We start from the raw sequence: 17320 nt of genomic DNA on the forward strand, positions 1-17320 counted from the left end.
AATGTCAGATAAATTTGAACAACATCAAAAGCGTCAAGAAAAAATCAAAAAAGCGGTCGATGAGAAAGTTGCCAAAGCAACCATAGAGAAAGGACTATTTCTCGTTATCACTGGTAATGGCAAAGGGAAGTCGACCAGTGCGTTTGGCACGGTTGCACGTGCTGTAGGTCATGGGCAAAAAGCAGCTGTAGCACAATTTGTTAAAGGCGGCTGGGAGTGTGGTGAGCGCAATTTACTTGAAAATGCCGGCGCCACTTTTTTTGTTATGTCGACAGGCTTCACTTGGGAAACGCAAAACCGAGAATCAGATACACAAGCCGCGCAAGCTGTGTGGCAAGACATCAAACAGTGTTTATCAGATGACACCATAGATTTGGTCGTACTTGATGAAATCACCTACATGATTAATTACGACTATATTGACCTTGATGACGTACTAATGGCAATTGCCAAACGCCCAAAAGAGCAATCCGTGATTGTGACCGGTCGCGCAGCACACCGTAAGTTAGAAGAGCTCGCTGACACAGTCTCCGAAGTACGTAATGTCAAACATGCCTTTGAAAACGGCGTTAAAGCGCGTAAAGGCATCGACTGGTAAATTAACACAAAGCGACGTGTAATTACTTCAGCAATGAAAAAAGTTAAAAAATAATTTCAGCTATTTATTGCAAATGTCACATATTAACGCCATGAAAAGTGGCGTTTTTTATGCGCTAATGACACATTTGAAATACTCTTTTACACCCTGTCACGTTCGGTTAACAGCATTTTTTCGAGTTTCAGCGACTATATAAGTACGTTCAATTGAAAACGTGAACATTTACTTTAATTAATGTTGGAATGAGGAATTTAACATGAAAATTTTAGCAGCAGCACTTATTAGCACCACCCTTTTCGCTTCAGTAAACGCATCTGCAGATACACAATTTGTCGCAGCAGATAATTCGCCGGGTACTGCGCTTTGTATGGCAATGACAACAAACAAACCGCTTAAACTACATCGTGAACTTAAAGAAACTTATCTTAAAAAGCATTCACTGGCGGATAAACTAACTTGTAATGATATGTCGCTGGCGAAATTTGCAAATACATATGGCCTTAACCGCACTGGCAAATATTTAAACTTAGAAGTTAAAACATCAACCAGTATTCAAGACTTAGCAATGGCGAAAAAACAAATCATCTATGTTTCAGGCAGCAAGTAACCTTAACATGGTGTTTGGATAATGACAGGAATAAGACAAGAAAACGGAGGCTCTGCCTCCGTTTTTACGTAATTCTTTTTAATAGATAATCGGCTTTAAATAAAATGAGCAAGTAAGCCAAATAAACCACCGAATACTCCACCCCAAACAACCAACCAGCCTAGGTGCTCTTTAATAAGGTTTTGAATAAGCTCTTTGACAAGTTCAGGCGTTAACTCGGTTAAACGCGCCTCAATAATCGCTTCAATTTTTGATTGGAGCTTTTCCGCACTGGTGTTAGATGTTAGCTGTGCTTGCACAGTTTTATGGAATACTTCAGAGCTACTGATCTCAATAAGCGATGACTGCATTTTTTCAATAAACGGCTGTTTCATTGGTTCAAGTACTGCTGTACCACCAAACATGCCAAGCATCGCGCCAAACTGCGAGTTTTCAACCACGTCTACCAACGAGTCAAACGCAGGGTTTAAATCGGTATTTTCAATGATCGGCGTGAAATCGATGCCATTATCGCTATTATCCAGCTCTGCTGACATGAGCTTATTAATATTTTCTTGAGTAAAGAACTGCGACATAAATAAGCGCTTAATGGCTAATTTAATCTGTTCAAACTGATTTGGAATCACACCCGAACCGTAAAGACCGGGTACTTTTTCAAATAACATGTGCACAGCAAGCCAGTTTGTTAGCGCACCTGATAACGCAAATAAACCAATGCTAAGTAACCACGGTAAAGACAATACAAAACCCGCCACTGTTAACACCACAGCGACAAGATTGGTGATAGCGTGCTTGTTCAACTAACCCTCCAAATTCCAGCTAAACCCAAATCGCCGCTATTTTAAAGTTTGGGTTTGGCTAGAAGCAAGGGCAAAAAGCCGAATTTCTTCTTATTTTATGTGCTTTTTTGTAAACGGTGCTCAAAAATAATGAGCCTTGACTATAGTTAGTTTGTTGCTCAACTGTGTGCTTGCGCCACTAGCAAACTAAATCGCGCGAAGGACTTAATCATGTGGAATGCCCTAATCACCGAACTGTCAAAAACCCTACATTGTAACCTCGCTATATCGAACAAAATTCAACTGTCGAACTCTGGAGATGATCTGCTTTATAAACTTTCAGATGATAAACAGAGTTTTTTTGTTAAAGTCGCAAGTAAAGACAAACTCGATAACTTTGAACAAGAACGCATTGGTTTAAACACCCTTACCAAAGAAAGCACTTTTTACGTTGCCGATTCGCTGCTTGTCGGTCAAAGTAATGAGTTTGCCTACCATGTAATTGAATGGCTTGATTTAGATGACGGCAGAGAAACCGATTGGTATCACTTTGGTGTGACATTAGCTGAACTTCATAAAAAACATCAACAACAAATGTTTGGCTTTGATTTAGATAACTACATAGGTTTAACTGCTCAGCCTAATGAGTGGCATAAAAAATGGGATACTTTTTTTGCCGAACAGCGAATTGGTTTTCAACTGCAACTGCTGGCGGAAAAACGCATTCATTTGGTGGATATTGACCGCTTTGTCGATTTAATAAAGCAAATACTGCATACCCATCGTTGTCAGCCATCATTACTGCATGGTGATTTATGGCGAGGCAATGTAGGCTTTTGCCAACACAAACCGAGCGTGTTTGACCCAGCATGCTATTATGGCGACCGCGAAGCCGATATTGCTATGACCGAGCTGTTTGGCAAATTTCACCATGATTTTTATGTTGGCTATCAAGATACCTATCCACTGCCCGAAACTTACCAAGAAAGAAAGCATATTTATAACTTGTACCACGTGCTTAATCATGGAAATATTTTTGGTAATCAATATATTGAAGATGCGCATATGCAAGTTGTTAAAATCCAGCAACGATATGGTCTAGACTAGCGGGTAAAATTAAGGTTTTCGACTACACTTTAACAAGTGTCTTTATTGTTGGAAACTGCTATGAGAGACCATAAATTTCAACGGATCACTTGCCCGCATTGTGGCAATCATGTCGATGTAGAACTTGATACAACACTCGGCGACCAAGAATACTACGAAGACTGTGCAGCCTGTTGCAATCCTATCCATTTAAATATGCACATAAATAGGATTTACAACAAAGTGGAACTCAGTGTCGACAGTGATGACGAACAGGTTTTTTAAACCTTTCGGCAGCAATTAGAGACCTTTCGCTTTCATATAACGTTCGATAGTTTCAACAATAGTATAGGTTTGTTGGTCCACCTCGATATTAAATTCGCTACCAATGTGTGCAAGACCCAAATTGGTTACTTCTAGCGTTTCTGGAATTAGGTGTAGATAAAATCCGTTGTGAGTAACTTCGCCAACCGTTAAGCTGCAGCCGTTTACACTAATAAAGCCTTTGTAGTTAATGTATTTGAGCCATTTTTCCGGTAACGAAAGAAACATTGCGCAGTTATCTTGCTCACGTTCAATACGCGTAAGCTTAGCAACGGTGTGAATATGCCCAGAGACAATATGTCCGCCCAACTCAGTACCAAAGGTAACCGAGCGTTCAAAGTTTACTTTTTCGCCTTGTTTTAATTTACCTAAGTTAGTGAGCTTCAAGGTTTCGTCGATCACATCAAAATGCACTTGGCCAACTACGTCTTTATGACCGAGCTCGTATTCCACCACAGTAAGACAACAACCATTGATTGAAATGCTCGCACCAATGTCCAAATGATTTAAATATGCGTTGGGAGTAGACAAAACTAGACGCATAATTTCACCACTTTTGGAAACAGATACCACCGACGCCTTTGTTTGTACAATACCAGTAAACATTTAATTCCTATCTATCTCTACATTCAGTAAACTACGATTTTCCTTATTTTGCTAGAATGCGCAAGTATGACCTTTAATGTTTTTGAAGCGAGATTTATTCTTCGCTTGGCTATCCCTGTTTTTATTGCCCAAGTTACCATGATTTTAATGGGCGTTGTGGATACCGTAATGGCGGGACAAGTAAGTGCCTATGATTTAGCAGCGCTTGCCATTGCGTTAGGTATTTGGAACCCAGTTTTACTGACACTACTGGGTGTCTTATTAGCTTTAACGGGTATGGTAGCGCAAAACTTTGGGGCAAAGAAGCTATTTGCAATTCGCCATGATATGTATCAAGGGTTTTACTTAGCTTTGCTGCTTGCGGCACTTGGTTTAGCACTCATATTCTTTGTTGATATTCCGCTTTCTTATATCAAAATGGAACCGGAAGTAGCAGGTCTTGCTCTTGGTTATATTAGCTATGTTAAATGGGGCTTACTTGGCTTTTTAATTTACAATGTACTTCGCTGTGTCTGTGAAGGTATGGCATACACCAAGCCTGCGGTTTACATTGCCGCAATTGGCTTAGCAATTAATATTCCCGCCAACTATATTTTCATTCACGGTAAATTCGGTATCGACGCCTACGGCAGTGCTGGCTGCGGAATCGCCACGGCTATTGTGTATTGGTCAATGGCGTTCAGTTTGTTTATTTATATGCTGTATTCAAAACGCCTAAAAGGTCGTTTTCTATTTTCTCGCGCAATTAAACCACACTTTGCTACACAGCTAACGATTACCAAGCTTGGCACACCCATTGCCCTTGCACACTTTTTTGAAGTAACGCTATTTGCCTGTATTCCACTTTTTATTGCACCGCTTGGGGCTATTGCGGTATCAGGTCACCAAGTGGCTGCAAGTGTATCAACGGTATTATTTATGATCCCATTAAGCCTTGCGCTCGCCATTTGCATTCGTGTTGGTAATCTTACCGGACAAAAAAACTATGCCGCAGTAAAAAGTACCGTATCAACTAGTTTGTTATTAGCATTGATGATTTCAACACTAGTAGCGCTTATTACGTTCTTGTCACGTAGCGTGATCGGTAGTGTTTACAGTGATAATAGCGAAGTGATCGCCCTCGCCAGCGCGATTTTAATTTTGGCGTGTTTTTATCAATTACCCGATGCGCTGCAAGTCGCTGCAACAGGTATTTTACGTGGCTTAAAGTACACCGCGCCTATTTCGTATATTACGTTTATATCGTACTGGTTAATCGGTTTTAGTTTAGGTTACGTATTAGCATTAACTGATTTAATTGTTGAGCCTATGGGACCAGAAGGCTTTTGGCTCGGCATTATTGTTGGTTTATCAACCGCAGCCGTTTTATTAATTTATACCGTGAGGAAACGTCTTGCTAACGCGCCATTTAATAACGCTTAGTACCACAACCTTAATTATTTTAATACTTGCTGGGTGCTCAAAGGCACCTAGCGAGATTAATTTGGATTACCACGCACGCTTAAATACACAGCTCACGTTACCCGAGCTTAGCCCCTATCAAGACAGTAAAAAGTTGGTTTTACCAACCTTTTCCAACATCGATGCTAGCACTATTGGCATTCTACAACTTAATAAGTTACAGCATTGCCAATTAGGTCAATTGATTGCTGAGCGCAATTCACAGCTGGGGAAAGTCAGCGGTCCAAGCAGCGAGTTTGTATATAACGTGCGTTTTATCCAGATGGTACCTAATTGTGTTACAACACTTAACGACGCTGAGCTTACAAAGCAGCTCAACGAAGTAAAACAACAAAAAGCTGACTTGCTGTTTACTTATTGGGAAAAAATGCTGTTTTTAGACAAGCAACTTGCCTCGCTTTATTTACCTGTATCTTATTCACTGCTCGATGTTAACCAAACGCAAAAGCAACACACACTTAATACCTTAAATTATTTAGCGAGCGTTAAAAGCGCGTTGGTAAATCAAGAATTTAACCAAATAAACAGCGCTGAATTAGAAGCGCATTTAGCAACACTATTCAAAAACAGCTATTTGCCAAGTTTGTTGCGAGCTTTGTACGAACAAATTTTTATACTGCAGCAACAAAATAAAGCACTCGAATCTGTATCGTTTAACGATATTTGTAAAACCGGACATAACAATCAAAGCGCCACCGTACTAACAAATATTTTTAGCAAATTCTATGGCAGCAAAATTCAAGGCTATCACAACTATCTGTTGCAGGAATATATGCAAGTAAAGCCTGCATTACTTGGCCTTTGGCAAAATCAGAACCAACAACCTTACAAAAGTGATTTAAAAATTCATCCGCTTTCGCTCGATACCAGCCTTAAGCACTATTCAGTTACGCATGTTACTTGGTGGCAACAACTGTATAAACGCTGCAACATTCAACCAGGCTAAGCCCGATGTTCTTTTGTGGTTGAGTTGGCGTCGTCTTAGACTTACGCTCAATATCTACATCTGTCTAACATGAATATAAAAGAACACAGCAAACTGCATATAAATCCATCAGTTAAACGCGTTTGGTGAAAATTCTGCTTGTGCAACAAAAAATTCTATGTAGAATGCGAACCATAAATAGAGGGTCTGTAGCTCAGTTGGTTAGAGCGCCACGTTGACATCGTGGAGGTCGGTGATTCGAATTCACTCAGACCCACCATTTAATTCCAAAATATCTTCCCCCTTAAATATTCGTTGTTTCTAATTTTATTCTACGTTCATAAGTTTCTTCTATTAGCTTCATCATCTATGCGTTTTTCTAGCTTCTCACTTTTGAAATTAGTAAACTGGCATCTATCACTTAGCTTACTTATTGATGTTTAAATGAAGTTTAATGTTCTACTTTCTTTTCTAGTGTGCGCTATATACTCAACTCACCTGTTCGCGAATGCTTTTTCAATTAGCAAACAAACACCGCCAACAAGCCTTAAAATTAATACTGACAGCGATAAGCTTTGTCAGGTTGCAGATAATACCCTTGCCTATCGTGCACTGGGTAACGCATACGATCCCGCGGTGATCCATGCAAATAAACTTTCGCAATTTGGGATTACTGAAAAAGACATCGAACGAACGCTTAAATCACTGTGTGAATTTGCTAAACACGATGATATGAATAATACCCATCAGCTGACAAACTTTGAGTTTCTAACGAAACATTATGATTTCTATCGTATTAGTTCAGACACAAAACATGCGAAAAAACTAAGTAACAAAAAACCATTACTTAAAAATCTCACCGCCGATAAAGTGTTAATGACAAAATACTATGTGCATTTAGCGAGCGGCAGTGACAGCAAAACAAGCGAAACACCGTTTCCACTTTATGCGCTGCCGTTTGATGAACACCATTTATCACTAGAAGAAGCAAATACAAAAAAACACCTAACGCGATTCAAATACGGTAAACAAGCTATTTTAGGTGGTGTGATTGACGCCAAAAAGCTAGCAAAACCGCTTGTTTATTTGTCACGAGAAGATATAGAGTCAGCACTGTTACAAGGTACTATCGTTGTTGATATTAAGGGACAGCAGCGTGTTTACAATGTGCATCGCAATAACGGCATTACCTACGACCGAGCAATTAAGCCATATTTACAAAATCGTTACTGGTACTTTAAACAAGTAGATGGCATTTTAGGCTATGGCAAAGACGCAGACCATAAAATTGAAGTATTACCGGAAGTAACGTTTGCGGGTGATATTTATCAACTCGGGCTGGGCGCATTAGTTTTTGCGCAATTTGATTTTAAAAGTCATAGCGAATACCGAATGGCAGTGATGGCCGATACCGGTGGCGCGTTTGAAAATAACTTGTATCAGCTGGACTATTTAGCAGGCAGTTACCCAGGCATTAACGCCTATTACGATGCAAACCGACATATGCCGGATTATATTGACGCGTGGTTTATGGTGTTAAAAGGAGATGCACAATGATCGATGATTTAAAGGGTGACGAATCATGGCGCATGTTTCGTATTATCAGTGAGTTTGCCGATGGATTTGATAAATTATCAGATACGGGTCCTGCCATCTCTATTTTTGGCTCAGCACGCTTAGAGCCAAGCGATACGTACTATCAAGCAACCGTCGATATTGCCAAACGCTTTGTAGAAGAAGGGTTTGCGGTGATTTCTGGCGGTGGGCCTGGGATCATGGAAGCAGCCAATCGCGGTGCAACAAACGGCAAAAGCATTGGCCTAAACATTGAACTGCCACACGAACAAGTGCCTAACCCATATCAAAATCAACCTCTTGATTTTCGCTATTTTTTTACCCGTAAAGTGATGTTTTTAAAATACTCTATGGGCTATATTTGTATGCCTGGTGGCTTTGGTACACTCGATGAAACATTTGAATCGCTTACGCTACTACAAACCGGCCGCATTTCAAAAATGCCTATCGTGCTATTTGGCTCAGAATTTTGGCAAGGGCTGGTTGATTGGATGCAAGCACAGCTAGTTAAAAAAGGATTGATTGACCAAAGTGACTTTTCGTTGTTCACTGTAACCGATGATATCGAAGAAGCGGTGGCGATTATTGTTAAACACGCTCGAGGTCGTCAACAACCATAATAACAATAAAGGGATATAAAAATGCAATTGAGCCAGGTTATTGCTAACCTAATTTTAAAAGGGTTTAGCCATCACTATTCATTGTTTCAAGGGTTAACCTCGCAAGCTCAAGTGCATTTTGCCAATGCCGATTGGCAATCAATGCAGCGTATTAGCGCTGAGCGCATTAGTTACTACGACAAGCGCGTAAATGAATGTATTGAAAAGTTAAAGCGCCGCATTGATGCCTCGCATATCGATACCGAATTATGGCTTGCCACGAAAGCCGAGTATACCGATTTACTGAGTTTTCACCCACAAGCCGAGCTGGCTGAAACCTTTTTTAATTCGGTATTTTGCCGCTTATACCACCGCAAATATTTTAATAACGACTTTATTTTTGTTGAAAGTACTTTAACCGCGCCACTGGTTCCGGTTGAAGAAGAATACAAAAGCTTTTTTCCCGTCGTCGATGGTTTATTGCCCACCATTAAACAAATATTCGCCCAATTCGACTTAAAAGCACCGTTTATCGACCTTGAATCAGATATAAAAAATATTGTTAAGGCCTTTGTTAAGCAAGCACCGAATGTTAACTCGCGCAATCATCAAATGCGCTTTGATATATTGAAAGCACCGTTTTATCGCAACAAAGCAGCTTACATTGTCGGCCGTATTGTTAGTAAAAATGGCGTACAGCCGTTTATTATTCCTATTTTGCACAAAAAAAATAAAGGGCTGTATATTGATGCCGTGCTAACAAATTCAATTCAAATGCGGGTGGTGTTTGGCTTTGCTCGGGCATACTTTATGGTCAATACTCGCTCGCCATCTGGTGTTGTAAGCTTTTTAAATCAGCTTATGCCGAACCGCACACCTGCTGAGCTATACAACGCCATTGGTTTTCATAAACAAGGTAAAAGTGAGTTTTATCGCGAGTTTTTAAACCATTTAGCTTCGTGTAAGGAAGATTTCGAAGTAGCGGCAGGTACACCTGGCATGGTTATGGAAGTATTTACCCACCCTACTTTTCCGTATGTATTTAAAGTTATTCGCGATAAATTTGGTGATGGTAAACCCTTTGGCAGACGCACCGTACTTGAGCGATATCAATTGGTAAAACAACACGATAAAGTCGGGCGCATGGCCGATACCATTGAATTTTCAGATGTTGCCTTCCCAATTTCGCGCTTTCCAGAGCCTTTGTTAAATCGGCTTAAAAAATCAATTGCCGGTTCACTCGAATTTGACGGTGACTTATTAATCATTAAACATCTTTACATTGAAAGGCGTATGACACCGCTTAATTTGTTTTTACAAGATGCCAACGAGCAAGATAAACGCCATGTGATGGGCGAATATGGCCAAGCACTTAAAGAAATGATGTCGGCCAACATTTTTCCAGGCGATATGCTGTTAAAGAACTTTGGTGTAACTAAGCACAAACGCGTTATTTTCTATGATTATGACGAAGTGCAGTATTTAACCGATATGAATTTCCGCGATTTACCTAAATCCGACGGTTATTTTGATTACCCCGATGCCTATTCAGTTGCGCCACAAGATGTCTTTATTGAACAACTCACCACGTTTGTTACCACAGATCCACATATAAAAGCCTTACTGCTCGACCAACACCCTGAGCTCAGTACCGCAAGTTTCTGGCGTGATGAACAACAAAAAATTAAACAAGGCATAAGTACAGATATTTACCCTTACCCCGAAAGTCTAAGATTTAAATTACGATAACATCTTGTTATTTATTCATTCGTTTATTAAAGTCTTTTATAAAATACTTTAGCCACATAAATAAAATGAATATTAGTAAAGTCGATTTAAACCTTTTGGTGTATTTAGATACCCTGCTTAGAGAATGTAATGTGACGCGTGCTGCGAATCAGTTAAACATTACACAACCCGCTATGAGTAATGGTTTAAAACGCCTGCGAGCGCTGTTAAACGACCCAATCTTGGTGAGAACCAGTGATGGCATGGTACCGACTGAACGCGCTAAAGAATTACAACCTGTGATCCGCGGGGTATTATTAACCCTTGAAGAAACACTGCAGCCTAACCGCGATTTCGAACCAGCAAGCAGTAATCGCGTATTTCGTATCATGGCCAGCGATTACGCTGCAAGCACCCTCGCGCCTATGTTATTAAATCGCTTACAATCCTTAGCCCCTGATACAACGCTCGATATTGTTACGCCCAGTGATGTAACCTTTCACGACGTAGAAAACGGTAAAGTGGATATGGCGATTAACCGGTTTGATAATTTACCGCAATCGTTTCACCAAAAGCGTATATGGAAAGACAGTTTTTCGTGCGTAGTGAATGCCAACAATCCCGTATTAGAAAACTACAGCTTAGATGCATACTTAAAAGCCCGTCATATTTGGGTAAGTAAAACGGGTTTTGGTGTGGGGGTGGGCATGGATCCTGCCGATGTACAAAAACTTGGCTGGGTTGACGAAGCGCTTGCTCATTTTGGTAAACACCGCAATATTGCATCATTTACCCGTAATTACCATGTGGCTATCCACCTTGCTAAAGCACAAAACCTAATCGCCACGCTACCAACCAAAGTAGCTAAAATTTATGAAAGTGATAACGCGCTAAAAATAGTCGAGCCACCGTTCCCAATTCCACCGTTTGAACTCGATATGATTTGGAGTCCATTATTACACCGCGATGCAAGCCATATTTGGCTACGCCAACAAATTGCCGATGTAGCAGAAACGCTTTCAAGCTAACTGAAGCCGTTTATAACGTATAAAAAAGCCGACAAACAGTGTCGGCTTTTTTAATCAGAGCTGGGATTATACCAATTCACTTAAATAGCAGCTCATCCTAGCGAACTAAATATCATGCTAACTGCGTTAGAATTTATCAATGTAGAACAACTACATAAGAAAAATTCTGCCTTGTTACCATTTCATTTATCCAGCGCTACTCCTGCTCTCATACTTAACAGAATTGGTATTATTCTTCACGTTTAGTGAGCTTAACACCATCGACTGTCATTACCCACTGATCGTTTTCAATCGAAGGTGGCTCTGTTACATCAAAGGTAGTCGTTAAAAATCCCACACCCACAATGAAATCATCACCTTGAAACTCTTTAAGTGGCCCATTAACCTCGGTGCTACCGCCGCCCTTTAGGCGCTTATAAGATACTGTGCCGTCAGGCAAGATTAGCAAATACATTTCTTTACTCGACCACTCACCCGCATACGATAACCTATCGTCTGGTAACGGTTCGCTACATGCACTTAAAAATAATAAAGCAAAAATAACCAATAATGATTTTTTCATATTCCCTCACAAAAACTAAAACAAAATAAACGTAAATAAAATTAGGTGATAATGCGCATTTTATAACAAGCTTACAGTGACCATAAGACTTTTATAACTTAGAGTCTGACGCATTCGTTTGAAGTAAACGATAAATGGCATACAGATAGAAACACGGATAAAACCCACCAATAAATAACACTAAGCTGCTCGCACTAAGTAAATCAGTAAACGTAAGTGCCTTAATATCCTGCTTAAGGGACATTTGGTCAAACAGCAGCCAAAGGGCAAAAAACAGTAAAGCGAAATGAAGAAGCGAAAATGCGATAACGCGCAATTTAGACTTGGCAATTGAGTGCGACCATGTCGCGGGGTGTGATGCTAAACTCATAAACAATCCTTTGTTTTTTAGCATTGTAAAACAAAAACGGCTGCAAATGCAGCCGTTTTTACTTAGTCGGTAGAGTAAATTATAAGAACTTACCTAATGCTGTTACTTGGTCAAGCATGCGGTTTGAGAAACCCCACTCGTTATCGTACCAAGCCATTACTTTAACTAATTTACCATCAACCTTAGTTTGCGTTGCATCGAATACTGATGATGCTGGGTTGTGGTTAAAATCAATTGATACAAGCGGTGCTTCATTGTACTCAAGTACTTCTGCCATTGCACCTTCAGCTGCTGCTTTAACCGCTGCGTTTACTTCTTCAGCTGTCGTGTCACGCTTAGCAACAAAGGTTAAATCCACAAGTGATACATTGATAGTTGGAACACGTACCGCCATGCCGTCTAGCTTACCAGCAAGCTCAGGTAGTACTAAGCCTACTGCTTTTGCTGCGCCCGTTTTAGTTGGGATCATGCTTTGTGTTGCGCTACGTGCACGGTATAAATCGCTGTGGTACACGTCCGATAAGTTTTGGTCGTTAGTGTAAGCATGAATTGTTGTCATGCTGCCTTGCTCAATACCAATTGTATCGTTAAGCGCTTTAGCAACAGGCGCTAAACAGTTAGTTGTACACGACGCATTTGAAATAATAATGCTATCAGCGTTTAACACATCTGAGTTAACACCGTGCACAACCGTTGCGTCCATATCTGTACCTGGTGCAGATACGATTACACGTTTTGCACCCGCTTCAATGTGTTTTGCTGCCGCGTCACGTGATGTGAAAAGACCAGTACATTCAAGCACGATGTCCACAGCTAAATCAGCCCAAGGCAAGTTTGCAGGATCGCGTTCTTGTACTAATGCAATTTCGTCGTTATCGATAACCAGTGTGTTTTCAGCAAGCGTTACTTTTTTACCAAATGTACCATGCACTGAATCGTACTGTGTAAGGTGTGCATTTACATTAGCTGGTGCTAAGTCGTTAATTGCAACAATTTTAATTTCTTGTTCGCGATTTGACTCATAAAGCGCGCGTAATACGTTGCGTCCAATACGGCCATAACCGTTAATAGCTACTCTGATCATCTTATTCACCCTCATTCACTTTACTTGCTTGGCGCGCTAACTCTTCGATTGCTTGCCAGTCTTTATTTGCGATTAATTCTTTATCTAACATCCAAGTACCACCCACACACACTACATTTGGCAGTGCTAAATAGTTAGGCGCACTGGCAAGGCTTACACCGCCAGTTGGGCAAAACTTAACATGTGGTAGTGGACCAAAAATTGACTTCAACATTGGCACACCACCGGCGGCTTCTGCTGGGAAAAACTTTAAAAAGCCGAAGCCTTTTGCTGCCAGCTGCATCACTTCACTTGGTGTTGCAGCACCTGGTAAAAATGGCACATCCGTTTCACTGGCAAGCGCTAACAACTCATCGTTAACACCAGGGCTCACCATAAAATCAGCGCCCGCTTCAATTGATGCATTAAAAGTTGCTTTATCTATTACAGTGCCAGTACCAACGTAAGCTTCTGGCAATGCTTGCTTAATTTGTTTAATTGCTTCTACCGCTACCGGTGTACGCAGGGTAATCTCTAATGCGCGCAAACCACCGTTGTACAATGCCTTTGCAAGTGGCACTGCATCTTCAAGGTTATTAATAACAACAACAGGGACTACCGGTGCTGCTTGAAGAATTTTTTCAATACTCATTTTTACTTCCTGTTATTGGTTTGTATTTGGGTAGATAAGACCAAATGCACTGGCACCTAAATCTGCGCTAGATACCGTTTGGCGAATACCTTCAAACAACTCACGACCTGTACCAAAAGTTTGAACTTGTTCGCTAATTTCAATTTCACGCTGTGCAAATTCATCATCAGCAACATGTACATTTAATACGCCATTTGGTGCATCAAGTGTTACCACATCACCTTCGCGGATTTTTGCAATAAAGCCACCCTCGACTGCTTCTGGCGCAAGGTGAATAGCCGCTGGCACTTTACCTGACGCGCCCGACATGCGGCCGTCAGTAACAATCGCCACTTTAAAGCCTTTGTCTTGCAACGTTGCCATAATTGGCGTTAGCTTGTGTAGCTCCGGCATACCTTTCGCTTTGGGGCCTTGCTCTTTAATTACAGCGATAAAGTCAGTTTCAAGTTCGCCGCGAGCAAAGGCATCTTGCAATCCTGCTTGCGAATTAAATACTTTTGCAGGTGCAGTCACTGTTTGATGCTGCTCTTGTACCGCAGAAACTTTAATCACCGCATGGCCCAAGTTACCCGTTAATAGCTGCAAGCCACCTTGCGGGTTAAATGGATTTGTAACTGGGCGAAGTACTTCTTCATCGTGCGAATTTTCTGGGCAATCTTGCCATTTCACTTTCGCTGCAATTTGGTTGTCGGTAGCAATTACTGAAGTATCGATTACTGGCTCTTTGGTGTAATCGTTTAGGCTATTACCAACAATGGTCTTCACATCTTCATGTAAGAAACCGCCTTTTAATAGCTCTTTCACTAAGAACGGTAAACCACCTGCTGCATGGAAATGGTTAACATCTGCCGAGCCATTTGGATAAACACGTGCAAGTAATGGCACAACTTCAGAAATATCTGACATGTCTTTCCACGTAATTTCTACGCCTGCTGCTTTTGCCATTGCAACTAAGTGAATTGCATGGTTAGTTGAACCACCCGTCGCAAGTAAGCCAACTAAACCATTCACAATGGTTTTTTCACTGACAATTTCACCAATTGGATTGGCATCTTGGCTGGTGATAAGCTGGTTAAGCATCATTTCTACTGCGTTAACCGTTAAACCATCACGTAATTCTGTGTATGGATTTACAAACGAGCTGCCTGGCAGGTGCAGACCCATAATTTCCATCAACATTTGGTTAGAATTAGCAGTACCGTAGAAAGTACATGTACCGGCGCTGTGATATGACGCGCTTTCTGCTGCAAGTAATTCATCACGACCGATTAAACCTTGCGCAAATTTTTGGCGTACACGCGCTTTTTCTTTATTTGGAATACCTGAAGGCATTGGGCCTGCTGGTAAAAAGTAAATTGGCAAGTGGCCAAAAGACAGTGAGCCAATTACAAGGCCCGGGACAATTTTGTCACACAGACCTAAACAAAATACGCCATCAAAAACGTCGTGCGACAGTGAAACAGCCGTAGACATTGCAATCACGTCACGGGAAAACAGTGAAAGCTCCATGCCATCACGGCCTTGCGTTACACCATCACACATAGCAGGTACACCACCGGCAACTTGTGCAGTGGCATTAAATTTGGTTGCAACCTTTTTGATTAGATCTGGGTATTCTTTGTAAGGCACATGCGCTGAAAGCATGTCGTTGTAAGAATTGATAATACCAAGATTAGGTTGTTCGTCTTTGGTTAATAATGCTTTGTCTGAGCTTGAACAGGCTGCCATTACGTGTGCAAGGTTACCGCAACCTAAGCCAGCACGTACGCGTTTTTTAGATTTAGCTGCTGTCATACGCGCTAAATACGCTTGACGCGTTGCTTTACTGCGTTCAATGATTCGTTCGGTTACTTCTTGGATTCTTGGGTGTAGCATTTTCGCACTCATTCATAAAGATTTGGGAAAAAGGCTCAGTACTTAAATTAGAGACTCCTGCTAGTCTAAGTACCGAGCGACTTTGTCTACCCGTTCAAAGGTCCGATATCGAGCGTCTCTCACAACCACTCTATGACACCGGTGTCACATTATTAAAACCGATCCATGACACCGGTGTCAACCCTAATTTTAGTGCTTTTCTTGTGAACTGCCCAATTTATCTACAATAAAAAGCATAAATTGAGTTCAACAAGTGACAATGACATTAAAATGACAGAAAAAATAATTTACGAGGAACGCTTAGATATAAAGCGATAAAGAAAAAACGCGGCAAAGGAACCGCGTATTGCTGTGGTATAAGTGAAATGTTAAGCGCCTCTTACATAAAAGAAACGCTTTGTTTTAACTGGGAATTATCAACCGTTATGTTTCGTAAGGCGTGAAGTCTTACGTGACAAATTATTTTTGCACAGGCGCTGTCGATTCACGCTCAATTAATTTGCCAGCGAACACTTCTTCAATGTCTTCACTTTCAGGCGCATTGATCTTATCGATTAATAAGTTAACCGCACGAAATGTCATATCTTCTACCGGTTGCGCAATCGTTGTAAGGCCTGGCCAAATATGGCGTGCAATCGGGGCATTATCAAAGCCTGCAATTGAAAGCTCATCAGGTACTTTCAATGACATTTGCGAGGCAACTTTTAATACCGCTGCGGCCATGTAATCATTCGACGCAAATACCGCACTTGGTCGAGCTGCTGATTCAAGGATTTGTCGCGCACTGTCTTCACCAGAATGATAACTAAAGTTACCCTCGGCAACTAGCTCACTTTTAAGGGTTATGCCCTCTTCGTTCAAGGCATCAACATAGCCGGCGAAACGCGCTTCAGTAGCACTGTGATCTGGGTGGCCTTTAATAAACGCAATTTCTTTGTGGCCGAGTTTTAGCAATAACTTGGTAATATCGTAAGCCGCTTGCGTATCGTTACTTTTAATCGAGATTGATTGGTCGTCTAAGGTCACCGGTGCGACGCGCGCATATGGGATATTGCGTAGCTTTAAATGGTCTACTAACTCTTGGTTATCTGAAAATGGGGGCGTTAATACAATACCATCTAAGCGCGATGTGCTAATAAGTGTTTCAATATTATCAATCAGCGGCTCACCACGTAATTCACACGGGTGGATCAGTAAGTTATAGTTGCGCTCTTGGCAGGCTTCTAACGCGCCTGACTGTACACGGGTGATATAACTTTTTGACGGGTTGTCATACAAACAACCAATGATAAAGCTGCGGTTATGCGCAAGGCCTCGGGCAATCGGATTAGGACGATAATTTAGTTCTTTAAACGCTTGCTGAACCTTCTCTCGGGTCGCATCAGACACGTTTGGCTCGTTATTAAGCACGCGAGATACCGTCTTTTTTGATACCCCAGCGTGTTTAGCCACACTATTTATCGTCACTTTTTCCATATAAAT

At 41.1% G+C, this 17320-nt stretch carries 18 protein-coding genes and 1 tRNA gene; 11 read left to right on the forward strand and 8 right to left on the reverse strand.

Translation table 11 applies throughout. The features are described from left to right. Nucleotide 1: 1 nt before the first annotated feature. Together cobO and ACHSBP_RS04480 are read left to right on the forward strand one after the other, a co-directional pair. Nucleotides 2-598, forward strand: a complete 597-nt coding sequence (gene cobO, locus ACHSBP_RS04475) for a cob(I)yrinic acid a,c-diamide adenosyltransferase (RefSeq protein ID WP_010560245.1) — start codon at nucleotides 2-4, stop codon at nucleotides 596-598. Between the two features lie 256 nt (nucleotides 599-854). Further along, nucleotides 855-1205, forward strand: coding sequence for a DUF3718 domain-containing protein (locus tag ACHSBP_RS04480; protein ID WP_010560246.1), 351 nt, complete (start codon nucleotides 855-857; stop codon nucleotides 1203-1205). Between the two features lie 95 nt (nucleotides 1206-1300). On the opposite strand, the gene ACHSBP_RS04485 is transcribed toward ACHSBP_RS04480, so the two are convergent. After that, on the reverse strand, nucleotides 1301-2005 hold the full coding sequence (locus ACHSBP_RS04485; RefSeq protein WP_010560247.1) for a hypothetical protein: 705 nt from the start codon (nucleotides 2003-2005) through the stop codon (nucleotides 1301-1303). Nucleotides 2006-2215: 210 nt separating this feature from the next. Between ACHSBP_RS04485 and ACHSBP_RS04490 the strand changes: the two genes are divergently transcribed. Beyond that, nucleotides 2216-3091, forward strand: a complete 876-nt coding sequence (locus ACHSBP_RS04490) for a fructosamine kinase family protein (RefSeq protein WP_010560248.1) — start codon at nucleotides 2216-2218, stop codon at nucleotides 3089-3091. Between the two features lie 60 nt (nucleotides 3092-3151). After that, nucleotides 3152-3355, forward strand: coding sequence for a CPXCG motif-containing cysteine-rich protein (locus ACHSBP_RS04495; protein WP_010560249.1), 204 nt, complete (start codon nucleotides 3152-3154; stop codon nucleotides 3353-3355). Nucleotides 3356-3370: 15 nt separating this feature from the next. On the opposite strand, the gene ACHSBP_RS04500 is transcribed toward ACHSBP_RS04495, so the two are convergent. Next, a complete protein-coding gene (locus ACHSBP_RS04500) occupies nucleotides 3371-4000 on the reverse strand; it encodes a riboflavin synthase (RefSeq protein ID WP_010560250.1) in 630 nt (209 codons plus the stop codon). Between the two features lie 66 nt (nucleotides 4001-4066). Here ACHSBP_RS04500 and ACHSBP_RS04505 point away from each other — a divergent pair, with 66 nt between their 5' ends. The 7 genes from ACHSBP_RS04505 to ACHSBP_RS04535 all read left to right on the forward strand — a co-directional run bounded on the left by ACHSBP_RS04505 (nucleotide 4067) and on the right by ACHSBP_RS04535 (nucleotide 11316). After that, the gene (locus ACHSBP_RS04505) at nucleotides 4067-5422 is read left to right on the forward strand and encodes an MATE family efflux transporter (protein WP_010560251.1); all 1356 of its coding nucleotides are present in this window, start codon (nucleotides 4067-4069) and stop codon (nucleotides 5420-5422) included. 61 nt (nucleotides 5423-5483) lie between these two features. Further along, nucleotides 5484-6407 (forward strand): DUF3080 family protein, encoded by a 924-nt coding sequence (locus tag ACHSBP_RS04510; protein WP_010560252.1) that lies wholly within the window; start codon nucleotides 5484-5486, stop codon nucleotides 6405-6407. A gap of 182 nt (nucleotides 6408-6589) precedes the next feature. Continuing rightward, nucleotides 6590-6666: transfer RNA gene (locus ACHSBP_RS04515), tRNA-Val, on the forward strand. Between the two features lie 164 nt (nucleotides 6667-6830). Further along, nucleotides 6831-7943, forward strand: coding sequence for a hypothetical protein (locus ACHSBP_RS04520; protein WP_395388221.1), 1113 nt, complete (start codon nucleotides 6831-6833; stop codon nucleotides 7941-7943). Then, nucleotides 7940-8581, forward strand: coding sequence for a TIGR00730 family Rossman fold protein (locus ACHSBP_RS04525; protein ID WP_010560254.1), 642 nt, complete (start codon nucleotides 7940-7942; stop codon nucleotides 8579-8581). The genes ACHSBP_RS04520 and ACHSBP_RS04525 overlap by 4 nt, the downstream gene beginning before the upstream one ends. A gap of 21 nt (nucleotides 8582-8602) precedes the next feature. Beyond that, entirely contained in the window at nucleotides 8603-10309 is a 1707-nt protein-coding gene (aceK, locus tag ACHSBP_RS04530) for a bifunctional isocitrate dehydrogenase kinase/phosphatase (protein ID WP_010560255.1), read from the forward strand. Between the two features lie 65 nt (nucleotides 10310-10374). Further along, complete coding sequence (locus tag ACHSBP_RS04535) at nucleotides 10375-11316, forward strand: LysR family transcriptional regulator (RefSeq protein WP_010560256.1); 942 nt, start codon at nucleotides 10375-10377, stop codon at nucleotides 11314-11316. 229 nt (nucleotides 11317-11545) lie between these two features. Here ACHSBP_RS04535 and ACHSBP_RS04540 read toward each other — a convergent pair whose 3' ends face one another. The 6 genes from ACHSBP_RS04540 to ACHSBP_RS04565 form a co-directional block, all read right to left on the reverse strand. After that, entirely contained in the window at nucleotides 11546-11878 is a 333-nt protein-coding gene (locus ACHSBP_RS04540; RefSeq protein ID WP_010560257.1) for a membrane lipoprotein lipid attachment site-containing protein, read from the reverse strand. 91 nt (nucleotides 11879-11969) lie between these two features. Further along, nucleotides 11970-12248, reverse strand: a complete 279-nt coding sequence (locus tag ACHSBP_RS04545) for a hypothetical protein (RefSeq protein WP_395388222.1) — start codon at nucleotides 12246-12248, stop codon at nucleotides 11970-11972. 79 nt (nucleotides 12249-12327) lie between these two features. Further along, nucleotides 12328-13332: a type I glyceraldehyde-3-phosphate dehydrogenase gene (gap, locus tag ACHSBP_RS04550; RefSeq protein WP_010560259.1), complete on the reverse strand. Its 1005-nt coding sequence runs from the start codon at nucleotides 13330-13332 to the stop codon at nucleotides 12328-12330. 1 nt (nucleotide 13333) lies between these two features. Continuing rightward, on the reverse strand, nucleotides 13334-13963 hold the full coding sequence (locus ACHSBP_RS04555; protein WP_010560260.1) for a bifunctional 4-hydroxy-2-oxoglutarate aldolase/2-dehydro-3-deoxy-phosphogluconate aldolase: 630 nt from the start codon (nucleotides 13961-13963) through the stop codon (nucleotides 13334-13336). A gap of 12 nt (nucleotides 13964-13975) precedes the next feature. Then, nucleotides 13976-15838 (reverse strand): phosphogluconate dehydratase, encoded by a 1863-nt coding sequence (gene edd, locus ACHSBP_RS04560; protein WP_395388223.1) that lies wholly within the window; start codon nucleotides 15836-15838, stop codon nucleotides 13976-13978. Nucleotides 15839-16297: 459 nt separating this feature from the next. Then, entirely contained in the window at nucleotides 16298-17314 is a 1017-nt protein-coding gene (locus ACHSBP_RS04565; RefSeq protein ID WP_100913254.1) for a LacI family DNA-binding transcriptional regulator, read from the reverse strand. Between the last annotated feature and the right edge of the window lie 6 nt (nucleotides 17315-17320).

It is taken from the genome of Pseudoalteromonas sp. XMcav1-K, assembly GCF_044005875.1.
Taxonomy (GTDB): domain Bacteria; phylum Pseudomonadota; class Gammaproteobacteria; order Enterobacterales; family Alteromonadaceae; genus Pseudoalteromonas; species Pseudoalteromonas spongiae.